Source organism: Hydrotalea sp. (genome assembly GCA_030054115.1).
In the GTDB taxonomy this organism is placed as follows: Bacteria; Pseudomonadota; Alphaproteobacteria; order JASGCL01; family JASGCL01; genus JASGCL01.
In genome coordinates this window covers 1-25,550 of record JASGCL010000004.1, presented here as the reverse complement: position 1 = coordinate 25,550, position 25,550 = coordinate 1, and the positions used below count along the sequence as shown (strand labels likewise).

The following is a 25,550-nucleotide window of genomic DNA, read 5'->3' as shown; positions in this document are numbered from 1 at the left end:
TGCTGGCTTTAATTTTGGCACGCAGATGAATCAACAACATGTCGCCATTATCGATTATGGTTATGGCAATATTTTTTCGGTCAAACGCGCCGTCGAACATGTTGGCGGCCGTGTCAGCATTATTGCCGACGGCGAGGACTTGGCCAAACAATTGCCAAACCTTGACCGGATTATTTTGCCGGGCCAGGGGGCGTTTCCGGCCTGTCGCCGCGCGCTGGAACCATTTTTAAAAAACCTGTTACCGGCCATTACCGAACAGCAGAAACCTTTGCTGGGGATTTGCGTCGGCATGCAATTATTGGCCGATAAGGGTTTTGAATTTGAGGAGGTGGCTGGTTTGGGGTTGATGCCAGGGGCGATAAAAAATTTTAAAGATATTTGGCAAGGGGAAGAAATCTTGGAAAAAAAATTAACCCTGCCGCAGATGGAATGGAATCAGGTAAAGGATAAAAAAAACCACCCACTGATGGCGGGCATCGACAATGGTGATTATTTTTATTTCGTCCATGGTTTTGCCTTCGCCGATTATGACCAGGCCGATGTTATCGCCGCCGCACATTATGGCGTTGATTACCCGATGGTGATGGCGCGCGGCAATATTGCCGGTATTCAATGCCACCCGGAAAAAAGCCAGAAGGCCGGTTTGCAATTTTTAAAAAACTTTATGGCGTGGAATGGCGAAGCATCATGAGCGAATTTATTATTTATCCGGCGATTGACATGAAGGGCGGCAAGGTCGTGCGGTTGTTAAAGGGCGACATGGCTAAGGCCACCGAATATGGCGACGACCCATTGGCCCAGGCACAACAATTTTACGCCGCCGGCGCGAAATGGATCCATTTGGTGAATCTGGACGGGGCGGTGGGCGATGAAAATCAGCGAACCACAGAAATACCTAATAATACCGCAAGGGCGATTAGGGTTAATGATGTCGGGCTATACAATCAAGAAGCAATAGACAAAATTATTAGCTGGCGCACTAAAGAACAATCTCAAGTGTCTTTCCAAGTGGGTGGCGGCATTAAAAGATATGAGGACTTGCAATGGTTTTTTAGTCGAAACGAAGGTTTAACCAACAAATGGGACAGAATTATTGTTGGCACAATGGCCGTAAAAGACCCTGATGGAATTAAGGAGCTATTACTTGACCTATATCCAAAAGAACTTAAAAATAGAATTGTCATTGGTTTGGATTCGCGCCATGGCAAAATAGCGGTAAGAGGGTGGGAAGAACAGACTGATATTGACTTCATCGAATTGGCTTTAAAATTTGCCGACCTGCCGATTGCCGCCTTCATCCACACCGACATCGCACGCGACGGCACGGGGGCCGGTGCCAATTGGCAGGAATCAAAAAAATTGGTCGAGGCCTTGCGCGAAAAAAATTGTAACATTCCGGTGATTGTGTCGGGCGGCATCGACAGCCTGGCCGAAATAAAATCAATCAAGGCCACCGGGTTGTTCGGCGGGGTGATTGTCGGCCGCGCCATTTATGAAAACAAAATAAACTTGCAAGAATTATTTGCCTTACAGGCGACAGCATAATGCCCGACAAAAAATTTATCCGTGTTATTCCCTGCCTTGATGTTAAGGACGGCCAAGTGGTCAAGGGCGTCAATTTTGTTAATTTAAAAAACGCCGGCGACCCGGTGGAAATTGCCCGCGCCTATGACATTGCCATGGCCGACGAATTATGTTTTTTGGATATTTCCGCCAGCCACGAGGGGCGCAAAACCATTTTGGGCATTGTTGAACAGGTCGCGGGGGAAATTTTTATTCCCCTGACCGTCGGCGGCGGCATATCGACCATCGACGATATTCGCGCCGTGTTGTTGGCCGGCGCGGATAAGGTCGCCATCAACAGCGCGGCGATAAAAAACCCCGACTTCATTTCGCGCGCCACCCAGGCCTTTGGCGCGCAATGTATCGTCGGCGCGTTGGATGTAAAAAAAATTACCGACGATAAATACCCATCCGGCTATGGCGTTTTTTTACACGGCGGGCGTATCGACGCCGGGTGCGACGCCTTGGCCTGGGCGCGGGAATTGGTCGCGCGCGGCGTTGGCGAAATTTTATTAACATCGATGGACCGCGACGGCACCAAGCAAGGGTTCGACATCGCCATCACCCGCATGGTAAGCGCGGCGGTTGACGTGCCGGTGATAGCCTCGGGCGGCGGCGGTTCGGCGGCCGACATGGTGGCGGCGGCGGCCAAGGGCGGTGCGGCGGCCATTCTCGCCGCCAGTATTTTTCATTTTGGCGAGGTCGCGATAAAGGACGTAAAAACATCCCTCGCCCAGGCCGGTTTTGCGGTTCGGCTTTAGATTGTTTTTCATGGCGATTTTGGCTAAAGTGGCCATCAAGGCGCAATAAAAAATACCAAAAAAAATAGATGAGCAATATGGATAAGGATTTAAAAAACGGCATTATCGAGGCCCTTATCGAACGGGTTGCGGCGCGCGCCACGGCCGCGCCGGGTGAATCCTGGACCGCGCAATTATTGGCCGCCGCCCCGGAAAAAATTATCAAAAAATTTGGCGAGGAAGCGGTCGAGTTGGTGATAGCCGCATCCACCAGCAATAACGACCAAAAAAATAAGGAAGAAATTATAAAGGAATCGGCCGATGTGCTTTACCACCTGGTCGTGCTGTGGCAAAAATTTGGCATCACCGGCGACGACGTGGCGCGGGAATTAACCAACCGCGCCGGTCAATCTGGCCTGGCCGAAAAATTATCACGTCCAAAATAATTAAGCCAAAACATAAAAAATTGTTGTCCGTCCCCAACGCACCTGATTCGATTGGCCAGTCGCGTCTGTCCCCAACGCGTGACATTGCAGCCCTCGCCACCATCGCCAACCAGCAATTGCAGGAAAAACGCTATGAATCGGCATTGGCCATCATGCAACGGATTATCGGCTTGCAATCAACATTCGATGAATCGGCCTATCTGTCCTTGATTGAATTTTCCGCCGACCAATTTTTTTTATCGGTCGCCGAACGCCATGCCAAAAAACTATTGGCGCAAAAAAACACCAGCCGCCTGGCAAAATTTAAAACCCACCTGATATTATCGCGGCTTGGCCAATTTTTTGCCGATGAAAAATCGATGGTCGATAATTTGGCGCAGGCAAAAAAATATTGCGACGCAGAAAACCCGACGGAGGCAAAAATCCTAAACCGCCGCCATTACCATGTGTCGCTCCATCTTATCAAATCATCCAGCCCGCCGGCGGTTGTCGCCGAAGCGTTCCGCGCCATCGAATGGCGCAAAAACATCAATTGGGAAACATCGTTTATTGATAAGGATTACCACCAGAAAATTCCCCAGTGGGATGGCCGCGATTTGCGCGACGACGAAACATTGTTGGTGTCGTTCGAGCAAGGATTCGGCGACGCGATTCAATTTTCGCGCTTCGTAACATTAATTTATCCGCGCGCCAAAAAAATCCTGTTTGAGGTTCGCGCCGAAATGCTCCATCTTTTCGCCAGCCAATTTAACACCGCTTGGCAAGATAAAACCCCCGCGCCGCCGCAGGCCGATATTTTGGTTTTCCCCTATGGCAGTTTTGACCAAGCCCTGGCACACCCATTGGTGCGGCAACATAAATTAAAAATTGTGGCGCGGGTGTTTTTATTTTCCCTGCCCCATTTGTTACAATTGTCATCGCCCGCCGTCGCCATGCCGTATTTTTCATTTGAAAAATTATTTGCCGGGCGGTTGCCGCCGCCAAATGAAAGCAAGCGACCAAAAATCGGCCTGGTATGGTCATGCGGTAAGGACGGCAATGCGCAAGACCGGTCGATAAATATCAAGGAATTCTTGCCACTGCTCGCCCGACCGCAATATCAATTTGTGTCGTTGCAAATGCCGCCGCAACATCGCGACATTGCGGCCCATGGGTTCGGGGGTTTTATCGCCGACCCATCACCGCTCATCAATAATTTTGCCGACAGCGCAAAAATATTATACGACCTGGCCGCCGTCGTGTCGGTTGATACCGCCATGGCGCACCTCGCCGCGGCCTTTGGCAAAAAAACATTGTTGCTGACGCCGTTCATCGCCGATTGGCGTTGGACGGGCAGTTGGACGGGCAGTTGGGCGGGTAGTTGGGCGGGCACGGCGCAACCCGCCCGCGAACCATCAATCTGGTATGGGGAAAATCTCTTTCCCTTTCACTACCCAAGATTTCACCGTGGTAACCAAATGCCCGATTGGCGGCAGACAATAAAAAAATTAAGCCTGGCACTCGACCGCATCATCACCGCATCGTAAAAAAAAACCGAGGCGTCATCATCACCCTGAAACCAACCACCATGCCGATTCAACAATTTCCACCGCCGCTGGCACTGCCCCATATCGCCGATGCCGGCCGCATCGACCATTTGCTAACCACCGCCAGCCAGGCGATGGGCGACAACCACCCCCTGGCCCTGGCGCATTTTCGCGCGGTGTTGCATTATTGCCAAAAATCATTTTTGCGCAACGAAAAAATCAGCGGCGATGTTGAAAAAATTTGCTGGCAGGTGTTGGGCCTGGCTATCGCGGCACGGCATTTCCCCATGGCCATGGCGATGGCGCGGCATTTGTATATTGTGGCCGACAACAACCAAAAAAAATTTGACGCCGGTTGCAATTGGCTCCAGCTATTAATAAAATTGACTCGGCCGGTGCAGGCAAAAAAATTGGCGGCGCATTTGTTGCTCAACCTGTTGCCGCCCGACCACCCGCAACAGGCCGATTGGGTAACTATCCAACTGGCCGATTTGGCAATGCAACAACATGATTTTCCAGAAGCGATAAAATTATTGCGGTCATTGGAAAAAAATCAGTCGCGGTTGAACCAAATCGACCTGGGGTATTATTGGCGCATCAATAGTTTTTCTTACCTGCACCATGGGGATTACAAAAATGGTTTTCGTTTTTACGAACACCGCGGGGAGATGGCCGACCCGGCCTTCCCCTATTTTCCACTTAACCCGTTCCATGAAAAGGGCAAGGAGTGGCCAGGCCAACAAACCGACGTGTTGTTAATCAGCGCCGAGCAAGGATTGGGCGACGCGATGCAATTTGTGCGTTTTTTACCGGCCATCAAGCATTTGGCAAAAAAAATAATTTTGGAGGCACAACCGGCACTACAAAACCTGTTGCAACAAAGCCCGGCCTGCGACGGCATCACCATCACGCCATTTGGTTATATCCCCAGCCGCACCATCGACCATTGGTGTTTTTTAAATTCCTTGCCCTGGTTGTTGCAGGAAAAAATTGCCAAGCCGCTTGATAAGTCCAGCGACGAAAATTCGATGCAACAATTCTATCAACCAGCCAAACCCTACCTCACCACCACCGCCGTCGCGCCGCAGGTAATCGACAAGCGCAACAAAAAATACAACATCGGTTTGGTGTGGGCAACATCGGTCGGCGGGCCCAGCGGTGCGGCGCGCACCATGGAGCTAACCGATTTTTTACCATTGCTGACCGATAAAAAAATTGCCGACCAGGTAAATTTTTACAGCCTGCAAATTGGGGCGGCACAACAACATATCGCCGATTGCGGTTTTGGTTCGGTCATTCGCGACCTGTCGCCATACCTGACTGATTTTTCCATCACGGCGGCAGTGGTGAAAGAATTGGATTTGGTTATCGCGGTCGATACCGCCATATTGCATTTGGCGGGCGGGTTGGGGCGAAAATGTTTTGTGCTTATCCCCCATCAACATGATTGGCGATGGGGTAAAAAAATGCTAAAAGAGTGGCATGGTATAAAAAATGCAAGCGCAAGTTATTGGTATCCCGACACCCATGCTGTGTTTCGCCAAGAAAAAATGGGCGATTGGCACAAGCCGGTGATGGCGATTCAATCTTGCCTGCTCGATTTTCTTTCAAGATTTTCCTGATATTTTTAACCTGCTGATAAAAAAACTATCTTTATTATCGCTGTAAGACATTTTTATATCATGCGGGTTTGCGGTGCGCGGGCACAACCAGCAGGCAAGGAGGGCGCGGTGAACAAGTTGTTATTTTTTGGATAAAAAATAAAAAGTTGTATTAAAAATATAAACCTAAATTATTTGCAAAAAAGAAATATATAGCCACATATAATCATTTTGTAAAAATAATATATTATGAAGCCATATATTTTTCAAAAAGCTAACACGAAGAAATAATGCTAAAAAAGAGTCATATTTGACTTGACATTTTCAGCCAAAAACCATATACCGCTATTGCATAAATGAATAAATTTAACAAAGAATAAATGATTCAACGCTTAGATGTTTAAATCAAGCGAGCAAAGCAACCAAAGATTGAAAAAGGGGACATTTTAGGGTGTATTATTGTGTGTGGCGATTGGGTCATCTCGGCCGCGGTTACAACTGGCCATTCCCAAGCCGAGGAAGCCGCCCGCGCCAATATCAACCAGGCACTGATGGAAAAAAATAATGAGAAGGGGTTGATGCTCCTCGAGCAGGCCATTGCGCAATTTCCAAATCACCTGTGGTTTCAATATCGTTTGTCGGTGTTGTTTTATGAATTGGGGCGACGGCGCGAGGCCCTGGCGACCTTAGAAAAAGTTTGTGAAAGAGAACCGAATAATCCCGATTACGCCATGGCGCTTGGCACCTATTATTACGACAACCCGGAACGCGATTTTCAAAAAGCTATCAAATACATGAATCGCGCCCTGGAATTAAAACCATTCGAGCAACAGGCGTGGCGCAATTACGGCGTTATATTATATAAATACGGCGAGGTAAAAAAGGGCCTCGAGGCACTTTACCGCGCGGTGCAACTTGCGCCCGATGATTTTGTCACCACCAACGCCCTTTGCATGTATCTGACCGAGCAGGGGCGGCGTGATGAAGGCCGAACCTTTGGCGCGATTGGTTTATTGGGCAAGCATCAAAACGCGCTGAACGAATTTCAAAATGTTAAATTGCCGGCCGCGTTAAAAAAACTGCAGGCCAAACCAACCATGAAGTCCGGCATGAAAAATGTTTTTTCCTTTTCGCTGTGGGGGGGCGATGAAACCTATAGCCGTGGCATGATGGAAAACGCCCTGATGATGCCGCGATTTTTCCCGGGCTGGGTGGTGCGTTGTTACCATGACGAGTCGGTGCCGGCCGAGGCAATAGAAAAAATAAAACAGGCCGGGGCCGAAACCATATTGATGACCGGCAAGCACCGCGACCTGAACCCCGGGATGTGGCGGTTTTTGGTGGCCAACGACCCAGCGGTTTATTATTTTTGTTGCCGCGACGCCGATTGCCGGCCATTCGTGCGCGAGCAGGCGGCGGTCGAGGCCTGGATAAAATCTGGCAAATCATTTCACATCATGCGCGATGATATCTGGCATAACGAGGTCATGCTCGCCGGCCTGTGGGGTGGCATCGCCGGCATGTTGCCCGTCATGGAACAATTGATTAACGCAACCTTTCAAAAATCGACCAACCGCTGGCATGACCAGGTGCTACTGAAAAATTATATCTGGCCGATGATTTACCAAGACAGCCTGCAACATGATGGCAATTATTCTTTGTTCGGCGCAATGAATTACCCCATCCCGCGCGTCATGGGCGACAGCATGCATGTTGGTTACGGCCACAAAATAACCCAAAACAACGACCGTGTTTACAACGCAACAAAAAATGAAAACGAAAGTTTCGACGCCATGTTGCACCGCCTATGGCATGAAAACCTAAACCGCAACCCAGATTTACAGGAAATCGAGGTCGCCGACCAATTGGGCAATAAGGTTGTTTTGCGCCGCCTGGCCAATTCGGCGGCCTATCAAACCATTCGCCCATCGTTGCAAATGCCGACGACGGCCTGATGGCGAACATCGTTTGGCAATAGGTTATACCCTTATGGAAAACACCCGCGACGCAACACAACCAACCGCCGGTAACGCGGCGGCGAGCGACGCCCACAGCCTGTTGCAACGGGAGGCAACCGAGCTGTTGCAACAATTGGAGGGGCGCATCGCCGCCAACGATTACGCGTCAGCGCGACCATTATTGCCGCGCTTGCTTTATTTGGCGGCCCCAACCCCCTATGTTTGGGAACGGGCGGCGTTGGTGCATCAGCAATTAAAAAACCACGCCGTGGCACGGGCACATGCCACCCGCGCCGTGGTGCAGGGCAAGCGGTCGGTGTCGGCACTTCGCACCCTATTTGGTGTTTTATACGAACAGCAGGATTTTCGCCCCGCCGAAAAAATCTTGCAAGAATTATTGGCGCGCGACGATTTGGATTCGCCAACCCGCGCCGCCTGCCACACCGATTATTCGGTGTTGGCGCGGCGGTTTCACCATGCGCAAAAATCGGTCGAACAAATCGTCAAGGCCGAACAATATGATTACCGCGCCCTGAAATATTTTTTGTTCCACCGCATGTTTGCCTACATGTGCAATCAACAATGGCGTCAGGGCTTGGCTTTTTTTGAAGACCGCTTTGGTTTTGAGGATTTCCCGATATTCAGCAAGCAAGAATTTCAACAGCGTTTTCCGCGTTGGGACAAATTGGAAAAAAAAGATAACAGCAAAGATATTCTGTTCGTGGTCGAGGAGCAAGGCTATGGCGATTTTTTACAATTCGCGCGTTTTTTGCCGCTATTAAAACCCAAGGTAAAACACCTGGTGGTGGCCGTGCCCAAACCGCTGTTGCGGCTTATCGAACGATCGCCCTGCGCCACGGGGATTAAGGTTGTGCCAACCGGCGTCTACCCCGACCCCATGACCGCCTGGCTACCGATTGCCAGCCTGCCCCATGTTCTTGCTGATGACCTAGCCGATAAAAATAATGAAACAAAAATCCCGACCACCACGCCCTATCTTGGGTGCAAAGACACCGGTTTGTTGGCGCAAACGCCCCTCGCAAATAACATGGTAAAAAACACAAAGAAAAAAATTGGGATTGTTTGGTCGTCGGGCCCGGGGGCGATAGACCACCAAACGCGGTCGTTGCAATTAACCGATTTCTTGCCCCTGCTCGCCCTGCCCGAGGTCGATATTTACAGCCTGCAATTGGAGCAGGCCAAAAACGCCATCGCCGATAATGGCCTGCAATCGGTGATAAAGGACCTGTCGCCATGGATAACCGATTTTCACAGCACCGCCGAATTGATGAATGGCCTCGACCTTATCATCACGGTCGATACCGCCAGCCTGCATCTGGCGGCTGGCTTGAACCGCCCGACGATATTGCTCTGCCCGTTCGAGGGGGCGTGGCGCTTCACCATCGGCAATCGCGGCATCGATTACCACCTTGACAAGGACGGCAATTTCAACCACATGCCACCCATGGCCTGGTATCCTGATGTTACCATTGTTTTTCAAGACAACCCCCACCATTGGCAGGGCGCGATAAAAAAATTAATCACCGCCGTCAAAAAATTTGTCGCCACGTAAAAAAACCAACATGATATAAAAAATGACGCAAGATAATGACATCGCACAATTGCTAAAGGCCGCCAACGCGGCGGCCAACGCCCAGGATTTTTTTGCCGCGCGGCATCATTTGGCGCAAGCCATCAACCTGTTGCACGCCGCACCCGCCGACAAAAACACCGCACCGCTTTACAATGAATGGTTTGAACGAATGGCCAGTTGGTCGGCCGAACTGAACGACCCCATCGTCGGGTTGATTTACCTGCAATGTTTGGCAAAAACCGATGCCCTTGCCACGCCGCGCACCCGCCAATATCTTTTGCAATTTGCGACCGGCTTAAAAAAATATCGCTTGGCAAAAAAATATTACGACGATTTTATCACCAGCCAACCCCATGTCGGGCTCCTGCTCAAGGCCAATTTGGACCTGCTGGAAATGATGATAAAATTACAACAATGGCCGGATGCAAAAAAATTTCTAGCCGCCGTCAATCGCTTGCTTGACCAGCCAGACAGCAAGACGCGGGTTGAACCATCCCTGCTCGCCGATTTTTATCATCGGCGCGATAAATTGGCGAGTTTTTATTATTTAAGCATCGGCGATTATGAAAATGGTTTTGCCTTCTATGAGCATCGCCACCAAAAAGATTTTGGCAATTATTTTACCCTGCAACCACACCACAACAACACGCCGCGTTGGCAGGGCGATATCATGACCGACAAAACCCTGCTGGTCGCGGGGGAGCAAGGCTTCGGCGATGTTTTTATGTTTTGCCGTTTCTTGCCGCGCCTGAAAAAAATTGCCAAGCATATTATCCTGCAGGTGCATCACACCATCGTGCCCTTGCTCGCCACCAGCCCCTGTTGCGCCGGCATCACCATTATCGACAACCGCGCCACGCCACCGCCGCTTGATGCCTGGGTGCTTATTCAATCCTTGCCATTTTTTATTGGCAAGTTATCGGGGGTGGAATCCTTGGCGGAATCATATCAACGTAAATTACCCTACCTGGCGATTGACAAAACCCCGCCACCCAACCCGCAAGAATCACAAGACCCATTGCAATTGCCAACCATAAAAAATAAAAAATTGGTTGGGCTGGTGTGGGCGACCAACACCCGTGGCCACGAATGGCAAACCCGCAGTTTGACCCTGAAAAAACTTTTACCCTTGCTGGCGGTGCCCGACGTCATTTTCTTTTCATTGCAAATTGGCAAGGCCAGCGAAGAAATTCGCGGCGATGGGTTAGCCCCCTTTGTCGTTGATATGTCGCCGCATATTAAAAATTTTGCCGACACGGCGCGGGTGATTGACCAATTGGACATGGTGGTAACGGTCGACACCGCGGTCGCCCATGTCAGCGGCGGGTTGATGAAACCAACCATTGTGTTATTGCCGAAAAAAAACGATTGGCGTTGGTGGCAGGCAAAGGGCACAGGCAACGATAGTTTTTGGTATCCGAAAAGCCACCGCCTCATCCGCCAGCAAAAGGACGGCGATTGGGACGATGTTATTGGCCAAACCATAAAACTGCTAACAACCTAAGTATTTACGCTTGCCATCGCGGTTTTTTTTTGCTAGGCGATAGTAATGGAAAAAAATAAATCCTCCGGCACAAAAAAAACCACCGCACGTGGTGTGAATCCTGGCGCGCCGGTTTCAAAAAATGGCCCGATTATCCGCGCCGGCGGCCCCAGCAGTTTTCTTTTGACCCCCAAATCAACCAAGGAGCAATGGAACAAAAAATGGTATCTGATTGATGCCGACGGCTTGGTGTTGGGTCGCATGGCGTCAGAAATTGCCAAAATTTTACGCGGCAAACACAAACCGACCTTTACCCCATCGGCGCAAAGCGGCGACAATGTTATTGTCATCAACGCCGAAAAAATCGCCCTGACCGGCCGCAAACGCGAAAACAGCATTTTTTATTGGCACACCGGTTACCCGGGTGGTGTCAAAACCATGACCCCCGAAAAACAATTGACCGGTAAATTTCCCGAACGTCTTATCGAACGGGCGGTCGAACGTATGATTCGCCGCACCCCGATGGGCAAAAAACAATTGAAAAATTTAAAAGTTTACGCCGGCAAAGACCACCCGCACCAAGGGATGAACCCCATAGTGCTTGACCTGGCCAAACAAAACCGCAAAAACAGCCGCAAAGCCGCGTAAGTTATAAAGGATAAACACCATGACCATGTTAGACACCGCCGCATTAGAAACAGCATCGGAAAATGCTTCTGCCGAAACCGCCGTCTCGTCGATGGCCGGTGTGACACCAGCAAAACCAGTTTATGAGCAAGTGCGCGACCAATGGGGCCGCAGTTACGCCACCGGCAAGCGCAAAAACGCCATCGCCAAGGTGTGGATAAAACAAGGGTCGGGGCAATGGAGTATCAATGGCAAGCCGATGGAAAAATATTTTGGCCGTCCGGTGCTCCGCATGGTTATCGAACAACCGCTTGATATCGTTGGTAAAAAAGGCATGATTGATGTCGTCGCCCAGGTTAAGGGTGGTGGTTTAAGCGGCCAAGCCGGCGCGATTAAGCACGGCGTGGCCAAGGCCTTGACCCTGTTCCAACCGGATGTAAGGCCCGCCTTGAAGAAGGAAGGGTTCTTAACCCGCGATTCGCGCGTCGTCGAACGCAAAAAATACGGCCACCCAAAAGCTCGCCGTTCTTTCCAATTCTCCAAACGCTAAGCCAAAATACTGGGCGGGGCTCACGGTCGATGCGGGTATGGGAAAAAAATCCTTCGCCCTATTTTGCATTTTTTGTTGCCTGCGAAAAAATTCGCGCCCTTTGTTTTACATTTTTCGTTGCGTGATGTAAGGTTTTCTAAAGCATCGCGATGAATAGTTTCCTTTCTGGTTTTGGGTTAAGTTTTGGCCTTATCGCCGCCATCGGCGCGCAAAATGCCTTTATCCTGCGGCATGGGTTGCTTCGCCAACATGTTTTCTTGCTCTGCGGTCTTTGCGCCCTGTCCGATACCATTCTTATTAGCTTAGGGGTTGGTGGCTTTTCACTCATCATCGCGCAATTCCCGCAGGCCATTGCCATCGCCAGTTACGGCGGCGCGGCGTTTTTGTTTTTTTATGGCGCGAAAAGTTTCTACGCCTTCCTCTCGGTTAATCACCACCTCGACGCCAGTGGCGATAAAAAATCATCCCTGCCCGCCGTTATTTCCACCTGGGCGGCGATAACCTGGCTTAACCCCCATGTCTATTTGGACACCATTGTTCTGTTGGGGTCGGCCTCGGCCCCTTATCATCCGCTTGGCCAGGAATGGTTGTTTGCCGGTGGCGCGGCCTGCGCCTCCTTCGCCTTTTTTTATAGTTTGGGCTATGGCGCAAGGTTACTGACCCCGCTGTTTAAAAAACCCATCACCTGGAAATTGTTGGAACTGGCCATCGGCATTATCATGTGGCGCATCGCGTGGCAGGTTTTTGCCGCCGCCCCGCCCTTATCATTGTAATTATGTTGCGAACCATTGTTATTGGCATGATTATTGAATAAACCTAATTACCGAAAACACTTTTTTTAACACCCTTGCTTTCTATAATGAAATAATCTATAAATGAAGGATGAGTTCTAAAAAATTAGAACATGATGAGGAGAATACAAATGGACGATTTATTAAGCTACATTAACAACCGCGCCGATATAATGCTTCAATCGGGCCTGCCGGGTATTTTATTGCTATTGGTCATCGCGCTTATCGCGGTGGCGGTGTTGCGCGCGATTATTCATGTGCTGATTATTTTGGTGCAAAAATTTGCCGGTTTATTCGGGCGCAAACGCACCCCGCAAAATAACGATTTCCGCGACGACGCGGGCGACGGCAGTGCCGAAAAATTATTTGAACAAGGCTTGGCGCGTGAACGGCGCGGCGACGTGGATGGCGCCATTGCCTCTTACGAAGCCGCCGCGGCGAAAAACGGTGGCCACCCCCTGGCAAGTTTTAACCTGGCCAATTTGTATTTTAATGGTGATGGCGATGGTCGCCGCAACCCGGTGGCCGCGGTAAAACATTTTCGGAAAGCCGCGATGCGCGGCATTGCACCGGCGATGGACGCCCTGGCCCAAGCCTATCAATATGGCGAGGGTGTGGTGGCCGACCCGGCGAAGGCCTATATCTGGTGTTTGGTGGCGAAGGCCGCCGGCGTTAAATCGGCCGGCGAACGGCAATTGCGTTACGAAACCATGTTATTGAAAGACCACACCAGCTCGCATCTGCGTTCTTGGCGGAGCGAGGCCGCCGTGTTGTTCGACAAAATCAACAACCGCGCTTAAAGCCGGTCAATCACAAATAATGTTGGTAAATGGTTGGGGATGCCCAGGTAAACATCAGGGGAAACATCGGGTGAAGCCGCGCGCGCAACCCATTAAATTAAATTTATTTTATAATTCGGTTGAAGGCCTCTAACAAATCATCAACCTTGGTAAAATGATTTTTATCATTGGTTGCGCCCTCTGCGCCTTTTATGCCTTGCGGTGAAATATCGTTTGACGGCGGCGATAATAATAATATCGGCACATGGCATGCCAAGGCGGCAATGATTTTATTTTTGTTGTTGCTATGCTCGCCGCCGCTGTTTTTGGCCACCAACAGGTCGATGTTGTTTTCTTGCAGAAAGTTTTTTTCGCGGGCGACATCTTGCGGTGGACTTAAAATAATTTTTAGCGATAATTTTTCTTGCCAGGTAGAATCGACCGGTGGTTGATAAATGGCGCGCCAAAAAATAATCGGCGACGACAAGATTGAAGGTTTTTTTGCCGCCTGTTCCGACCTATTGTCTGCTACCCGCGACAAAAACGCCGCGCCATCTTTCCCCCCCAGGGCGACAAATATATTTTTAGCCGGCGGTTGATGTTGTAAAAATAATTCACACAGCTGGTTTATATCCTGCGCCAGTAATATTTTTTTATTTTTTATTTCATTATCAATTTGCCATGGCGCGGGTTGCAAATAAAAAATTGGCAGGGATAATTCCCGCGCCACGCGGGTTGCGGTCGCCATCATCACGCTGGCGAATGGGCTGACCGCCAGCACCAGGGCGGCAATTTTTTCTTGCTGGCAAAACCGCGCCAAGCCCCTTGCCGAATTATTTGTCGAATCATCTGCCCCATTGTGGCCGGCGTCATATTGTGCAAACCCGCCGGAAATAATTTTGCCGCGCGATGGGTCAGGAATCGTTGGCAAGAATTTTTGACCGGCGATATTTTTTAAACTATAAAAACAAAATACATCGGTCGAATGCGCCATGGTTTTTTGTAAAACATCGCGCGCCAAGGTTGTGCCGCCAAAAATAATTATTTTTTTCATTGCTCCCTCTCTGGATGACAAAAATTTTCTGCCATGATATTGCCCGACCGGTCGACCATGATAAAATTTATCATGATGTTGGGGAAATCCGCCCGCGCCACCCGCTGGCAATGGTGCAAAATAACCCGACAAACCAACGCGGACAATGGCGGCGGCAGGTTGGCCAGCGCCTCCGCCACCGACGATGATTTTTCTATCGCCGTCGCCATCATGTTTTTTTCTTCATCGCGCAAAATAATTTTCTCGTCATTTCCATTTTGCTGGCGGCCATCGGCTACCGCACGGCACCATTGCGCCAACAACCCCATGTCGGCGCGGCTTCGCCCATTGTGCAAATCGCCATGGCCCTGCGCCAATTTTAACAACTTGCCTGGCCCGCCGCCAATTGTTAATCGACCGCTATAGTTTTTCTTCCTCAGGTATTTCATCGTCGCGATATAAAAATCGCCCATGTCGATAACCGCCATGTCATCGACCTGTGTTTTTTCTTTCACCGTTTGCTCGCTGATACTGCCGGTTGCGGCCAGCAAATGTTGCTGGTGATAGGCCAAGGCAACATCTATCGAGCGGTGAATCGAATCGATCCACGCCGCGCAAGAAAAGGGAATGACAACGCCGCTGGTGCCCAAAATCGACAAGCCATCAACAATGCCCAACCGTGGGTTCAGGGTGTGCTTCGCCAATGCGACGCCATTTTCCAAATGAAAAATAATTTCCCAATGGCGCGGCAAATCACCATGTTGTTGCAAATATTGTAAAAAATTTTTTTTGATATAATCGCTCGGCCGTTTGGTAATCGCCGGCGCACCCACCGCCAATGGCAGGCCCAACCTTGTAACCCGCCCCACGCCCTTGCCGCCCGTCAACAATATGGTTGGTTCGTCTTTATCATTGTAATTTTTTATCATGGTTTTTGTTAGGGGGATAATCTCCGCCGACACGATAATGCCATGGGTGATATCGGGGTCGTCGCCGGCGTCTTTTTTAAAATGCGCCAGCACACGACCATTTTTTTCCTCCACCGCCTCGCCGGTAAAAACAACGCCCTGGTGATGGGGCAAATCAATCGCAACGCGCGGCGTGCCAATTTTTTGCACCCCGCGATGAAACCCCTTGAGCGCCATCAACGCCGCCGCCGCCGCGTTGGCCCCCGTTGTCCAACCACGCCGTAATGTCGTGGCATCGGGCGTTTTTGCTGGCAATGTTTGCCCAGATGTTTGCCCAACTGGTTCCTCGGGGATTTTTTTGTCGCTATCGTCGGCCATATTTTTAGCTATAGGCTTTTTGCCATAAAAATGGTATTGATAAAAACTTGGAAAAGCAGTGACAAAAAAATGACAACGTCGCTTATCAATAAAAAAAATGGCATAAAAAAGGGCGAGGTCTGGCTGGTCGGGGCCGGCCCGGGCGACCCCGGGTTGTTGACATTGCATGCCGTGCTGGCACTGCAAACCGCCGATGTCGTGGTGCATGATGCGTTGGTCGAAAACAGCATTTTGCAATATCGGCAAAAAAACGCGCGATTGATTTACGCCGGCAAGCGCGGCGGCAAACCATCGCCCAAGCAAGCCGACATCACCACCATTTTGATTAAGGAAGCCCGCGCCAACCAACGGGTGTGCCGATTGAAAGGCGGCGACCCATTTGTGTTTGGTCGCGGCGCGGAGGAAACGGCCGCCCTGAAGCAGGCCGGCATTGCCTATCGCATTGTGCCCGGCATCACCAGCGGTATCGGCGGCCTGGCCTATGCCGGCATCCCCCTGACCAGTCGCGACACCAACAGCGCGGTTATTTTTCTGACCGGTCATGGCGTCGGCGGCGGTGTGGGCAAGGACATGCCAACCGCTGTCGAATCGTTGGGTGGCAATGATGATAACCTGCCGCAGGATATTAATTGGCAGGCGGTGGCATTCGCCGCGCCGACGCTGGTGCTTTACATGGCGATTAAAAATGCCGAGCTTATCACCAAAAAATTATTGCTGGCCGGCCGCGATAAAAATGACCCGGTGGCGATTATCAGCCACGCCACCACCGCCAAGCAACGGGCGTTGCATGGTTTGTTGGCCGAATTACCGGCGATGGCACGCCAGGCCGAAACGCCGGCCATTGTTGTGGTTGGGCAAAATGCCGCCTTGGCCAATGACCTTGCCTGGTGGCAACCACAATAAAAAATCGATTCATGACACCCCATGCCAACCATCATGCCAACCACCATGGCGGCAATAATGGCGGGTTGGTCATCTCGGCGGTGGCCGAAACCCTCGCCAGCGGTAGCGGCAAAACCACATTGACCGCCGCGCTGTTGGCCGCGACCAAACAACAGGGCGCAGTGCCGCAAGCTTATAAAATAGGCCCCGATTACCTCGATGGAAAAATTCACGGTCGCATTGCCGAACGGCCATGTTTCAACCTCGATGGTTTTGCCATGCCGCGCGATAAAATTATCACCCTGCTCAACCAATCGACCATCGGCCAACCAAGAATTATCGAGGGCGTGATGGGCTTGTTCGATGGCGCGCGCGGTGCCAGCCGCCATGGTTCGGGCAACACCGCCGCCATAACCCGCGATTTTGGTTTCGCCCTGTTGCTGTTGGTGCGCGGCGATGAAAACCCACAGGCGATTGCCACCATGGTGCAACCGATTGCAACACAATATCGCCTGCTGGCCGTGGTGGTGAATGAGGTTAAAAAAATTGCGGTCGATAAAAACCAATGGCAAGATTGTTGGCGCAATCATAACTTGCCCACCCCATTGGTGTTTTTGCGCCAGCAGGATTTTACCCTGCCGCATCGCCATTTGGGCTTGCACCAGGCGGAGGAATGGGATGATACAACCTGGCGCGACACGCGGCATAACCTTATGCAATTGGCGCGGGATTTTGAAACCGCCTGCGGCCCGGCATTATGGCGGGAGATTTTAGCGGCCAGTTTGGTGCGAGAACCCATAGCGCAAAATAATATAGCGCAAGAAAATTCCCCCAGCGCGGCGCGGCAACCATCGGGCGCGCCCTATCGCCTGGCGGTGGCACGGGATAGGGCATTTGGTTTTATCTATCCCCATCATTTGTTTTTTTGGCAACAAAAAAATATTGATGTAAGTTTTTTTTCCCCCCTGGCCGACGAAACGCCCGCCAACAATGCCGATGCGATTTTTTTGCCGGGTGGTTACCCCGAACTCCATTTGCGCGAACTATCCAACGCCAAACAATTTTTTCAAAATCTGCGGCAAACCAAATCATTGGTTTATGGCGAATGCGGCGGGTTTATGATGCTGGGGCAAGAAATTATCGATGGCGCGGGGGTGGCGTTCCCCGCCCTGGGGCTTTTGCCGCACCGCACCAGTTTTGCCAAACCCAGCCTCCATCTTGGCTATCGCCACCTACAGCCATATCAAAAAAACCTGTCGCCGAACCAGCAGGCATTTTTTTCTTTGCTGTTCGACGACAGCCGCTATGGCCACGAATTTCACTATTGCGCCAACCTTAGCCCGCAAACTGCCGCGCCGCTTTTTTCGGTGGAGGATTCGTTGCATAATAAGCTTGGCGATTATGGCGAGGTTGCCAGCAATGGGCACGGACATGGCACGGGTAATATCATGGGCAGTTTTCTACATTTGCTATAATATTTACAATATTTTGTCCTTGCAAATTAGTCTAAATGCACTACAATAACGATTAAAATAAATATAAATCTATAAGGCAAATCATCATGACACCGCATAACGACGTAGCAAGTGGGACGGGACATGAGGGGCAAAATGGAACAGGGCTTAACGGTGCCATTTTAAATGGCGCGGCGACCAGCCAACAATCAAAAAAAGGCAAACCGGTGCCGCCGCTGGTGATAGAGGATTTGCATCTTACCTTTGGCGATAACGATGTATTGCAGGGCGTTTCCCTGACCGCGCAAAAGGGCGAGGTGGTTGCCATCCTTGGCGCATCGGGTTCGGGGAAATCGTCGCTGTTGCGCGCCATTCCGTTGCTGGATTTCCCAAGCAAGGGGCGTATTATTATCCAGGGTGAGGAATTAAAATTAAAAAACGAAAAGGGCAAATTGGTTGCGGCCGATGAAAAACAATTGCGCAATTTACGCGCCGAGGTTGGTTTTGTCTTTCAAAATTTTAATCTTTGGAGTCACTTGAGCGTTAAGGACAACATGATGCTGGCGCCGATGACGGTTAAAAAAATGGCGAAGGACATCGCCGCCGCCAAGGCACGTGAATATCTTGATAAGGTGAATATCTTGGCGACCCATGAAAACCATTACCCGATACAATTATCGGGCGGGCAACAACAACGGGTGGCTATCGCCCGCGCCTTGATGATGGAACCGGCGGTCATGTTGTTCGACGAACCAACATCGGCCCTGGACCCCGAATTGGTGGGGGAGGTTTTATCGGTCCTGCGCAAATTGGCCGAGGAAGGCCGCACCATGTTGGTGGTGACGCACGAAATGGCATTCGCCCGCGATGTTGCCGACCGCGTGGTGTTTTTGCATAAGGGGCGGATATTGGAGGAAGGCCCACCATCGGTGATTTTCAAAAACCCATCATCCCCCGAATTAAAACAATTCCTGCATAAATTTTTGCATTAGGGTTGCCTGCGTGTGATTGCGGTGCGCAATCTTGCGCCAGTTGATGTTGGCTCCCGTGCCGGCTGATTATACCCATAGAGGGGCGGGGCAAAGATATCTCATTGATGGCGCAAAAACCCGTGCCGCGATTATTTCGCGCGGCTGATTTTTCGTTGAAAGCAACTGACCGTGCCCAGGTGGCACGCCGGCCCGTCGGCCGTAACCCGCGCCAACAAACTATCGCCGTCGCAATCCAACAATAATTCTTGCCAATGTTGGTAATGCCCCGATGTCGCCCCCTTAACCCACAATTCATTGCGCGACCGCGACCAAAAAACCATACGGCCGGTTTGCAATGTTTGGGTTACGGCGTCGCGATTCATAAATGCCTGCATCAGCACCATGTTGTCGCCAATCGCCTGCACCACCACCGGCACCAACCCGCGGTCGTCAAATTTTATTGCCGCCAAAAATTCATCGTCACGCATTTTGTATTTTGTCTTTCTCCCACGTGTCGATAATAACATCCAGCGGCAACAATATCGCGCTGTGACGATTTTGCAAATACCGCACCGCGGCAAATACCGAAAAACCATCGAATGGTTTTGGCATGTCGGCGCGCCGACCCGCCAACAGATCGCGCAACAAACCGCGCACCAATTTTATACCAGCCAAGTTTTCACCGACAAGGTTCCGTTCGCACAACGCGGCCGACACCCGCCCCAACAGGCAGGATTGCGGTTTTAAAAAAAGCGCGGCAATCGATTCCTCACCATTTTTTTGTTGCAACCAAAATGCCACGTTCATGGTGCTGCCGCACAGCCGATTGTGTTTTTCGCCAACATGCGGCGCGGCGGCGGCGGCCTTGGCAAAATCACTGCCGTCGACCGCGGCGCGTAAGGCATCACCCAATAATTCCCCGGGCAGGCCGAGCGGCCGCGCCGCCTTTTCCTGCTCTAATTCCTCGGCCATTTTTAATAATTTTTCTTCATAAAACGCGGTCATGTCCTCGCCCCGGCCATGGTTATTGTCATGGTTGTTATTGCCCGGCAAGTCGTTTTTTATATTATTGGTCATCTTTGTTTTTTTATCTTTCCGCCACCAACCGCATTATAGCATGGTTTGGCCAAACCGCGAAATGGTATAATTATCATGCAACCGCCGCCACCCGTGATGTTGCTGTTTTGCATGATTTTTTTCTAGCTAGACAAAATCGCTTTTTTCGGGCATAGTGCAAACCAAGCGTTACACGCGGTCATGACCAATGCCCCGAGCAAAAAACAAGTTGTGAAAAAACAACAATTGTTACCAACGGGTTGCCAAAAAAGCAAACAGCATAACCATCACCTCAAACTTATATAGATATCAAGGACGAAAAGCCTATGAACCAAAAAACCACCCAGCTGATGGCCAACGTGACCCCACACCCGTCATTAACCGGTGATAAAACCAATGGCAATGGTCACACCCACGCCCCGCATAGCCATGTGAATGTCCCGCGCGAGGTTGCCGAGGCCGCGGTGCGCACGTTGCTGGAATATATCGGCGAAGACCCAACCCGCGATGGTTTGGTCGGCACGCCGAAACGCGTGGTTAAGGCGTTCGACGATTATTTCAACGGCTACAAAATTTCGCCCGAGGCTATCCTTGCCAAACAATTTACCGAAAGTTCGGGTTACGACGATATGGTTTTGCTGACCAACATTCCATTTCATTCCCATTGCGAACATCACCTGGCGCCGATTATCGGCCATGCCCATGTGGCGTATCACGCGGCGGGCAAAATTGTCGGCATCAGCAAAATTGCGCGCGTCGTCGAGGTTTTTGCCAAACGATTGCAAACCCAGGAAACCATGACCAAGCAAATCGCCGACGCGATTTTGCATGCCCTGAAGCCCAAGGGCGTGGCGGTGTTGATAACCGCCGAGCATTTTTGCATGAAAACGCGCGGCATTGAAAAGGGCGGGGTCGACACCATCACCAAACATTACCATGGCATTTTTAAGGACGACAAGGACCTGCGCCATAATTTTGAACAACAATGTTTAGCCGCCGAAAAAAATAAATCATGACGCCATTGCACGATGCGATAAAAAACAATAGCAAGGGATTTTTATTGCTAGACGGGGCGATGGGGACAAATTTATTCGTGCGTGGTTTGTTGTCGGGCGATGAACCGGCATTGTGGAACCGCGACCAGCCAGAAAAAATTCAATCGGTGCATGAAGAATTTATCGACAATGGCGCGGATATTGTGCTGACCAACAGCTTTGGCGCCAACCCCTACCGTTTAAAATTGCATAAGGCCGAATCGCAAGTCGCCGAATTAAACCGCCTGGCGGTGGAAAATGTCAAAACCGCGATTGAAAAAAAATCGGGCGGGCGCAGGGTTTTTATCGGCGGCGACATTGGCCCGTCGGGCGAATTATTGATGCCGCTGGGGTTGCTGACCCATGATGACGCGATGGCGGGTTTCGGCGAACAAATTGTCGCGCTGGATAAATCGGGGGCCGATTTTATATGGGTTGAAACCATGTCGGCGGTTGAGGAAGTTGCGGCGATTGTCGCGGCGGCCGACAAAAACATCGGCAAAAAAAATATTGTCGTCACCATGACATTTGACACTAACGGCAAAACCATGATGGGTATTTCGCCGGAAAAGGCGGTGGAGGATTTATTAAAAATGTCGGGTAACATTGTTGCCTGCGGCATTAATTGCGGCAAGAGCCCGGCCGAATCGGTTTACAGCCTGTGGCAATGGCAACGGCATTTGGCCGGCATGAACATGGCCAACCCGCCGTTGATGGTGGCGAAGGCCAACCGCGGCGTGCCGCAATATGTTGTCAACAAAACCGACGGCAAGGGGACATTTGAATTTGACGGCACGGCGGAGATGATGCGCGATTACGGCCGATTGGCATATGCGCTGGGGGCGCGGTTAATCGGCGGTTGTTGCGGCACCGACGGGCCGACATTACGCGCGATTGAGGAGGGGGCAACCGCCGAGGCCGCCGCGCCGCAATTCCCCGACCGCGCCGAAATCACCCCCGACATCATTCAAAAAATCCTTGGGCCCGTGCCGGAAAATACCATCAAGCACAGCCACAATTAATTTGCCCTATCGCTTGCGCTGCTTGAGGGCAGGCCGCGCCCTAGAACCAGCTTAGTTGCCACGAGTTGCATAAGAAATAATTTTTTATTAAGATGATTTACAATGAAAAAAATGAAAATGAAAATTCGTATTATATTATTGGCGGCGACGGCGGTTGGTTTTGCGGGTTGTGGCACGAAGTTAGATTATATTTTAACGTCGTCGCGGGACAATGCGGTAGCAACATGTAAGTTGGCCGGCATGACCAGCGTGCAGGCAGATTCCAGCGCGAAGCTTACCTGGGCGCGGGGCATTTCAACCGGCGGCGGCCAAGGTGGCGTGCAGGTCGATTGCGCTAAATTACTAGCGCGGCAGGCTAAATAATTTCACCCTATCACTTAGTTGCTTGAGGGCAGGCCGCGCGCTAGAATCGGCGGGGTGGCGGGGGTGCGACCAGCATTTTTTATAAAAAAGTTCGGCAAAGAGGGTAAGAGGCCTTGCCTCCCTTGTGATACCGCCGACGGGATGGACAAAATACGAGTAAGCGAAGCGAGCGAGATATTTTGTAGGGGGGTTAGACACCAGTTCAGATTCGCAAATGGCGTCTAACCTAACTGAAAAACATGGTCGCTTTGCTCCCTGTTTTTCTTCTTCCCTTGACCACAAGGGAAGCTAGATTTTTTCGCCACTATTCTTTTTATAAAAAATCAAGTTGGCGAACCCACCCAAAAAACATGGTCGCTATCGCTCCCTGTTTTTATCCCTCCCTTGCTAAAGCAATGGAGGCTTTATGGCATCGCTATCTTCTCTGCCTTTTTTCGCTCGGTCGCCCAGCCACCCCCTCCGTCCGTCATTCTCGAAATCGTTGCGAGCGATATTGCGTTCAGCAATATCGCAAACCATTCGCAACGATTATCGGGAAACCAATCCTTGGCGTCGCCTTTCACCAAAGTAATAATCATTCGCCAGCGAAGCTGTCATTTTACCAACCAGCCGCGCTCAAGTAGCGAAGCGATAGCGCAAATATATTGGCGATGGCTGTTTGAGAGCGGGCAAAGTTGAGGCCAAGGATTGGGTTCCCGATAACCCGCATGGGCTTCGCCCTATCCCGCGCTAAGGCGCGGGCATATGCGGGTTTCGAGAATGACGGGGAGAGGGGCGAGCGGCGCGGGTTTCGAAGGATGACGGACGGGGGATTTTTTTAGGGCAGGCCGCGCCCCTAGAACCGGCGGGGTGGCGGGGGGTGGCAATGGTGATATTTTTTATTCTCATAATTGCAAAAATATAGATTATTAGCCATTATTCAATAAGAATGTGATAAAAATATGACAAAAGCGAATAAAAATAACTATTTTCTTAAAAAAATTTGAGTTAAATTATTTTTTTGTTGATATTTTTATTTTTTTATCATATAAAGCAATATAAATAATATTATAAGGAGAAAAATATGATAAATCATACAACTTACGTACCTGTTATAAAGTGGAAATTGGGTGAATATAAAGCTTTGTCAGAGCTTAAAGATTCCACAAAAGATAAAATCATTCCATTGATAGAAATACCGCGCATTGGATACGATTTTGAAAATAGTAGCGCTTCAAAAACAATAGATGAACACCTAGAAAAGTTTATAAAAAGATTAAAATCTAAATGGCCATCGCGACCTTGTTTTATTGACACGTGTCATATTCATGAGGAGCATATGGCTGATGGTAATTCTTCTACAAAATATATCTTCAATAATCTGAAAGATTTTTCTGGCCCTTTTATTCCTGTAGTTTATATTAGTAGCAATGAAGATTATATAAAAGATATATCAATTACCACTCATTTAATAAAAAAAGTATGTCTTAGAATAACCCCACACGATTTAGACATTGATAATTTAGATAATAAAATTCAGACGATTCTAGATAGTCTAAAATGCACTCAGGATGATTCGTTTCTAGTTATTGATATAAAAGACAATGATTTGCCAATTGGCATTCATTCAGAAATTCTTAAAAGAATTCCATTTGCTAATCGTTGGCAAATGGTAGTTATTATTGGCGGTCATTATCCGAAAGAATCTATAAGAGCGGGGACTTATGATATACCTAGAAAAGAATGGATAACTTATAAAAAAATTTATAAGGTAACAAGTGATGAGGGCGTTAGAATACCAAGCTTTGGGGATTACCTTGTTGGCACATCGGACTACCCAAAAGAATTTGATATGAGGTTAATAAAACCATTAGCTAAAGTACGCTATACACATGATGACCATTGGTATGTCGTTGTAGGAAAAAATGTTAGGCTAGCCGATGGGTTTAGGCAATATAGAAATATCTGCAACTATATTATTAGCAAGCCATTTTTTGATGGAAAATATTTTTCTAAAGGAGATGAATATATAGAAACTTGTGCAAAAGGTGGAAGTCATGGAAATTTAGGCACGTGGGTGTATGTTGCTATGAATCGCCATATGGAGAAGGTTGTTGCTGATATCGCCAAGCTGGCCGCGACTTAAGCAGTGTTCTGACTTCAGTTTGCAATTCTTTTAAATTCATATGTTGAATTAATATTTCATATAATATTTTTTTTGGTTTTCTCAATTCTTTATTCGCAATTGAAAAATTACGAAGTATTTCTACCACCTCGTCCTTCCATAAAAGTTGGGCTATCGCCATTGGCTCAAGGGCAGTATTTTTCTTGGCCTCTTTTTTGCTTTCTAAAATTAATTCATTTCTATTATTACTTTTCGCCACCTTTAATCCCCACCACTTGGGTATCATATTATTATAGTCATGTATCTTTTTATAATTATTAGGGCCAACCACTAAAGTTATTTTATCAAGCACCTTATTATAAATTAAAGCTTGCGCCGGTAATCTTTCAAACGTGTCTGCATCGCTTTTTATTTCATAACCATGGATTTCTCCATTAATGACGGCAACGTCAATACGTGATGCGCCATGTTGTAGACCTAGCTCTTCAACTATAAGCGCAGGCTCATTTTTATAAAAATTTTGAATCTCTTGTATTAGAGAGTGTCTTATATCTGCTTCTCTCATAATAAATTTCTCCAAATCTAATTATAATAATAGATTTTTGCAAATTGCTTGCCAACTAAACTAATTGCGCCGGTGTTTTGTTCTTCCTTGGTGGGTTGAAAAATGGGCGGTCGCAAAGGGTC

Annotated in this window: 25 protein-coding genes; 20 read left to right on the top strand and 5 right to left on the bottom strand. The window is 49.4% G+C overall.

The annotated features are described in order from the left end of the window. Positions 1–25 precede the first annotated feature (25 nt). The 13 genes from hisH (at position 26) to QM529_01590 (ending at position 13,679) form a co-directional block, all read left to right on the top strand. Entirely contained in the window at positions 26–691 is a 666-nt protein-coding gene (hisH, locus tag QM529_01650; GenBank protein ID MDI9313369.1) for an imidazole glycerol phosphate synthase subunit HisH, read from the top strand. Beyond that, positions 688–1,545 (top strand): HisA/HisF-related TIM barrel protein, encoded by an 858-nt coding sequence (locus tag QM529_01645; GenBank protein ID MDI9313368.1) that lies wholly within the window; start codon positions 688–690, stop codon positions 1,543–1,545. The genes hisH and QM529_01645 overlap by 4 nt, the downstream gene beginning before the upstream one ends. Beyond that, positions 1,545–2,324, top strand: coding sequence for an imidazole glycerol phosphate synthase subunit HisF (gene hisF, locus QM529_01640; protein MDI9313367.1), 780 nt, complete (start codon positions 1,545–1,547; stop codon positions 2,322–2,324). The genes QM529_01645 and hisF overlap by 1 nt, the downstream gene beginning before the upstream one ends. A 68-nt stretch (positions 2,325–2,392) precedes the next feature. Continuing rightward, entirely contained in the window at positions 2,393–2,749 is a 357-nt protein-coding gene (gene hisE, locus QM529_01635) for a phosphoribosyl-ATP diphosphatase (protein ID MDI9313366.1), read from the top strand. 23 nt (positions 2,750–2,772) lie between these two features. Continuing rightward, positions 2,773–4,275 carry a hypothetical protein gene (locus tag QM529_01630; protein ID MDI9313365.1) on the top strand — a complete coding sequence of 501 codons (1,503 nt, stop codon included), beginning with the start codon at positions 2,773–2,775 and terminating at the stop codon, positions 4,273–4,275. Then, entirely contained in the window at positions 4,215–5,897 is a 1,683-nt protein-coding gene (locus QM529_01625; protein ID MDI9313364.1) for a hypothetical protein, read from the top strand. Before QM529_01630 ends, QM529_01625 begins: the two co-directional genes overlap by 61 nt. 440 nt (positions 5,898–6,337) lie before the next feature. Next, positions 6,338–7,831 carry a tetratricopeptide repeat protein gene (locus QM529_01620; GenBank protein MDI9313363.1) on the top strand — a complete coding sequence of 498 codons (1,494 nt, stop codon included), beginning with the start codon at positions 6,338–6,340 and terminating at the stop codon, positions 7,829–7,831. 34 nt (positions 7,832–7,865) lie between these two features. Beyond that, positions 7,866–9,407: a glycosyltransferase family 9 protein gene (locus tag QM529_01615; GenBank protein ID MDI9313362.1), complete on the top strand. Its 1,542-nt coding sequence runs from the start codon at positions 7,866–7,868 to the stop codon at positions 9,405–9,407. 22 nt (positions 9,408–9,429) lie between these two features. Further along, on the top strand, positions 9,430–10,932 hold the full coding sequence (locus QM529_01610) for a hypothetical protein (protein MDI9313361.1): 1,503 nt from the start codon (positions 9,430–9,432) through the stop codon (positions 10,930–10,932). A 45-nt stretch (positions 10,933–10,977) separates the two neighbouring features. Then, positions 10,978–11,559: a 50S ribosomal protein L13 gene (gene rplM, locus QM529_01605; protein ID MDI9313360.1), complete on the top strand. Its 582-nt coding sequence runs from the start codon at positions 10,978–10,980 to the stop codon at positions 11,557–11,559. 130 nt (positions 11,560–11,689) lie between these two features. Further along, on the top strand, positions 11,690–12,088 hold the full coding sequence (gene rpsI / locus QM529_01600) for a 30S ribosomal protein S9 (GenBank protein ID MDI9313359.1): 399 nt from the start codon (positions 11,690–11,692) through the stop codon (positions 12,086–12,088). Positions 12,089–12,237: 149 nt separating this feature from the next. Beyond that, a complete protein-coding gene (locus tag QM529_01595) occupies positions 12,238–12,861 on the top strand; it encodes a LysE/ArgO family amino acid transporter (GenBank protein MDI9313358.1) in 624 nt (207 codons plus the stop codon). A 131-nt stretch (positions 12,862–12,992) separates the two neighbouring features. Beyond that, the gene (locus QM529_01590; GenBank protein MDI9313357.1) at positions 12,993–13,679 is read left to right on the top strand and encodes a hypothetical protein; all 687 of its coding nucleotides are present in this window, start codon (positions 12,993–12,995) and stop codon (positions 13,677–13,679) included. Between the two features lie 103 nt (positions 13,680–13,782). Here QM529_01590 and QM529_01585 read toward each other — a convergent pair whose 3' ends face one another. After that, positions 13,783–14,712, bottom strand: coding sequence for a precorrin-6A/cobalt-precorrin-6A reductase (locus QM529_01585; protein ID MDI9313356.1), 930 nt, complete (start codon positions 14,710–14,712; stop codon positions 13,783–13,785). Next, a complete protein-coding gene (gene cbiD / locus QM529_01580) occupies positions 14,709–15,977 on the bottom strand; it encodes a cobalt-precorrin-5B (C(1))-methyltransferase CbiD (protein ID MDI9313355.1) in 1,269 nt (422 codons plus the stop codon). Before cbiD ends, QM529_01585 begins: the two co-directional genes overlap by 4 nt. Before the next feature lie 30 nt (positions 15,978–16,007). On the opposite strand from cbiD, the gene cobA reads away from it, so the two are divergent. The 3 genes from cobA to QM529_01565 all read left to right on the top strand — a co-directional run bounded on the left by cobA (position 16,008) and on the right by QM529_01565 (position 19,305). Next, on the top strand, positions 16,008–16,880 hold the full coding sequence (cobA, locus tag QM529_01575; protein ID MDI9313354.1) for a uroporphyrinogen-III C-methyltransferase: 873 nt from the start codon (positions 16,008–16,010) through the stop codon (positions 16,878–16,880). Between the two features lie 11 nt (positions 16,881–16,891). Next, positions 16,892–18,334: a cobyrinate a,c-diamide synthase gene (locus QM529_01570; GenBank protein ID MDI9313353.1), complete on the top strand. Its 1,443-nt coding sequence runs from the start codon at positions 16,892–16,894 to the stop codon at positions 18,332–18,334. A gap of 86 nt (positions 18,335–18,420) precedes the next feature. Then, the gene (locus QM529_01565; protein ID MDI9313352.1) at positions 18,421–19,305 is read left to right on the top strand and encodes an amino acid ABC transporter ATP-binding protein; all 885 of its coding nucleotides are present in this window, start codon (positions 18,421–18,423) and stop codon (positions 19,303–19,305) included. 128 nt (positions 19,306–19,433) lie between these two features. On the opposite strand, the gene hisI is transcribed toward QM529_01565, so the two are convergent. Both hisI and QM529_01555 read right to left on the bottom strand, forming a co-directional pair. Beyond that, positions 19,434–19,772: a phosphoribosyl-AMP cyclohydrolase gene (gene hisI / locus QM529_01560; GenBank protein ID MDI9313351.1), complete on the bottom strand. Its 339-nt coding sequence runs from the start codon at positions 19,770–19,772 to the stop codon at positions 19,434–19,436. Next, entirely contained in the window at positions 19,765–20,361 is a 597-nt protein-coding gene (locus tag QM529_01555) for a hypothetical protein (GenBank protein ID MDI9313350.1), read from the bottom strand. The genes hisI and QM529_01555 overlap by 8 nt, the downstream gene beginning before the upstream one ends. Positions 20,362–20,666: 305 nt before the next feature. On the opposite strand from QM529_01555, the gene folE reads away from it, so the two are divergent. The 4 genes from folE to QM529_01535 all read left to right on the top strand — a co-directional run bounded on the left by folE (position 20,667) and on the right by QM529_01535 (position 24,884). Further along, positions 20,667–21,356, top strand: a complete 690-nt coding sequence (gene folE, locus QM529_01550; GenBank protein MDI9313349.1) for a GTP cyclohydrolase I FolE — start codon at positions 20,667–20,669, stop codon at positions 21,354–21,356. Continuing rightward, positions 21,353–22,396: a homocysteine S-methyltransferase family protein gene (locus QM529_01545; protein MDI9313348.1), complete on the top strand. Its 1,044-nt coding sequence runs from the start codon at positions 21,353–21,355 to the stop codon at positions 22,394–22,396. Before folE ends, QM529_01545 begins: the two co-directional genes overlap by 4 nt. 117 nt (positions 22,397–22,513) lie before the next feature. After that, positions 22,514–22,759 (top strand): hypothetical protein, encoded by a 246-nt coding sequence (locus QM529_01540; protein ID MDI9313347.1) that lies wholly within the window; start codon positions 22,514–22,516, stop codon positions 22,757–22,759. A gap of 1,063 nt (positions 22,760–23,822) precedes the next feature. Then, a complete protein-coding gene (locus QM529_01535) occupies positions 23,823–24,884 on the top strand; it encodes a beta family protein (protein MDI9313346.1) in 1,062 nt (353 codons plus the stop codon). On the opposite strand, the gene QM529_01530 is transcribed toward QM529_01535, so the two are convergent. After that, positions 24,826–25,428, bottom strand: coding sequence for a sce7726 family protein (locus QM529_01530; protein MDI9313345.1), 603 nt, complete (start codon positions 25,426–25,428; stop codon positions 24,826–24,828). The genes QM529_01535 and QM529_01530 overlap by 59 nt on opposite strands. Between the last annotated feature and the right edge of the window lie 122 nt (positions 25,429–25,550).

What these genes read in the sequence shown, in the direction of transcription:
- QM529_01555 (MDI9313350.1), bottom strand. Translation starts at nt 20,361, where the DNA reads ATGACCAATAATATAAAAAACGACTTGCCGGGCAATAACAACCATGAC.
- rplM (MDI9313360.1), top strand. Translation starts at nt 10,978, where the DNA reads ATGGAAAAAAATAAATCCTCCGGCACAAAAAAAACCACCGCACGTGGT.
- cobA (MDI9313354.1), top strand. Translation starts at nt 16,008, where the DNA reads ATGGTATTGATAAAAACTTGGAAAAGCAGTGACAAAAAAATGACAACG.
- QM529_01585 (MDI9313356.1), bottom strand. Translation starts at nt 14,712, where the DNA reads ATGAAAAAAATAATTATTTTTGGCGGCACAACCTTGGCGCGCGATGTT.
- QM529_01540 (MDI9313347.1), top strand. Translation starts at nt 22,514, where the DNA reads ATGAAAATTCGTATTATATTATTGGCGGCGACGGCGGTTGGTTTTGCG.
- QM529_01545 (MDI9313348.1), top strand. Translation starts at nt 21,353, where the DNA reads ATGACGCCATTGCACGATGCGATAAAAAACAATAGCAAGGGATTTTTA.
- cbiD (MDI9313355.1), bottom strand. Translation starts at nt 15,977, where the DNA reads ATGGCCGACGATAGCGACAAAAAAATCCCCGAGGAACCAGTTGGGCAA.
- hisI (MDI9313351.1), bottom strand. Translation starts at nt 19,772, where the DNA reads ATGCGTGACGATGAATTTTTGGCGGCAATAAAATTTGACGACCGCGGG.
- folE (MDI9313349.1), top strand. Translation starts at nt 20,667, where the DNA reads ATGAACCAAAAAACCACCCAGCTGATGGCCAACGTGACCCCACACCCG.
- QM529_01595 (MDI9313358.1), top strand. Translation starts at nt 12,238, where the DNA reads ATGAATAGTTTCCTTTCTGGTTTTGGGTTAAGTTTTGGCCTTATCGCC.
- hisF (MDI9313367.1), top strand. Translation starts at nt 1,545, where the DNA reads ATGCCCGACAAAAAATTTATCCGTGTTATTCCCTGCCTTGATGTTAAG.
- QM529_01565 (MDI9313352.1), top strand. Translation starts at nt 18,421, where the DNA reads ATGACACCGCATAACGACGTAGCAAGTGGGACGGGACATGAGGGGCAA.
- QM529_01615 (MDI9313362.1), top strand. Translation starts at nt 7,866, where the DNA reads ATGGAAAACACCCGCGACGCAACACAACCAACCGCCGGTAACGCGGCG.
- QM529_01590 (MDI9313357.1), top strand. Translation starts at nt 12,993, where the DNA reads ATGATGAGGAGAATACAAATGGACGATTTATTAAGCTACATTAACAAC.
- hisE (MDI9313366.1), top strand. Translation starts at nt 2,393, where the DNA reads ATGAGCAATATGGATAAGGATTTAAAAAACGGCATTATCGAGGCCCTT.
- QM529_01645 (MDI9313368.1), top strand. Translation starts at nt 688, where the DNA reads ATGAGCGAATTTATTATTTATCCGGCGATTGACATGAAGGGCGGCAAG.
- hisH (MDI9313369.1), top strand. Translation starts at nt 26, where the DNA reads ATGAATCAACAACATGTCGCCATTATCGATTATGGTTATGGCAATATT.
- QM529_01535 (MDI9313346.1), top strand. Translation starts at nt 23,823, where the DNA reads ATGATAAATCATACAACTTACGTACCTGTTATAAAGTGGAAATTGGGT.
- QM529_01570 (MDI9313353.1), top strand. Translation starts at nt 16,892, where the DNA reads ATGACACCCCATGCCAACCATCATGCCAACCACCATGGCGGCAATAAT.
- QM529_01530 (MDI9313345.1), bottom strand. Translation starts at nt 25,428, where the DNA reads ATGAGAGAAGCAGATATAAGACACTCTCTAATACAAGAGATTCAAAAT.
- QM529_01610 (MDI9313361.1), top strand. Translation starts at nt 9,430, where the DNA reads ATGACGCAAGATAATGACATCGCACAATTGCTAAAGGCCGCCAACGCG.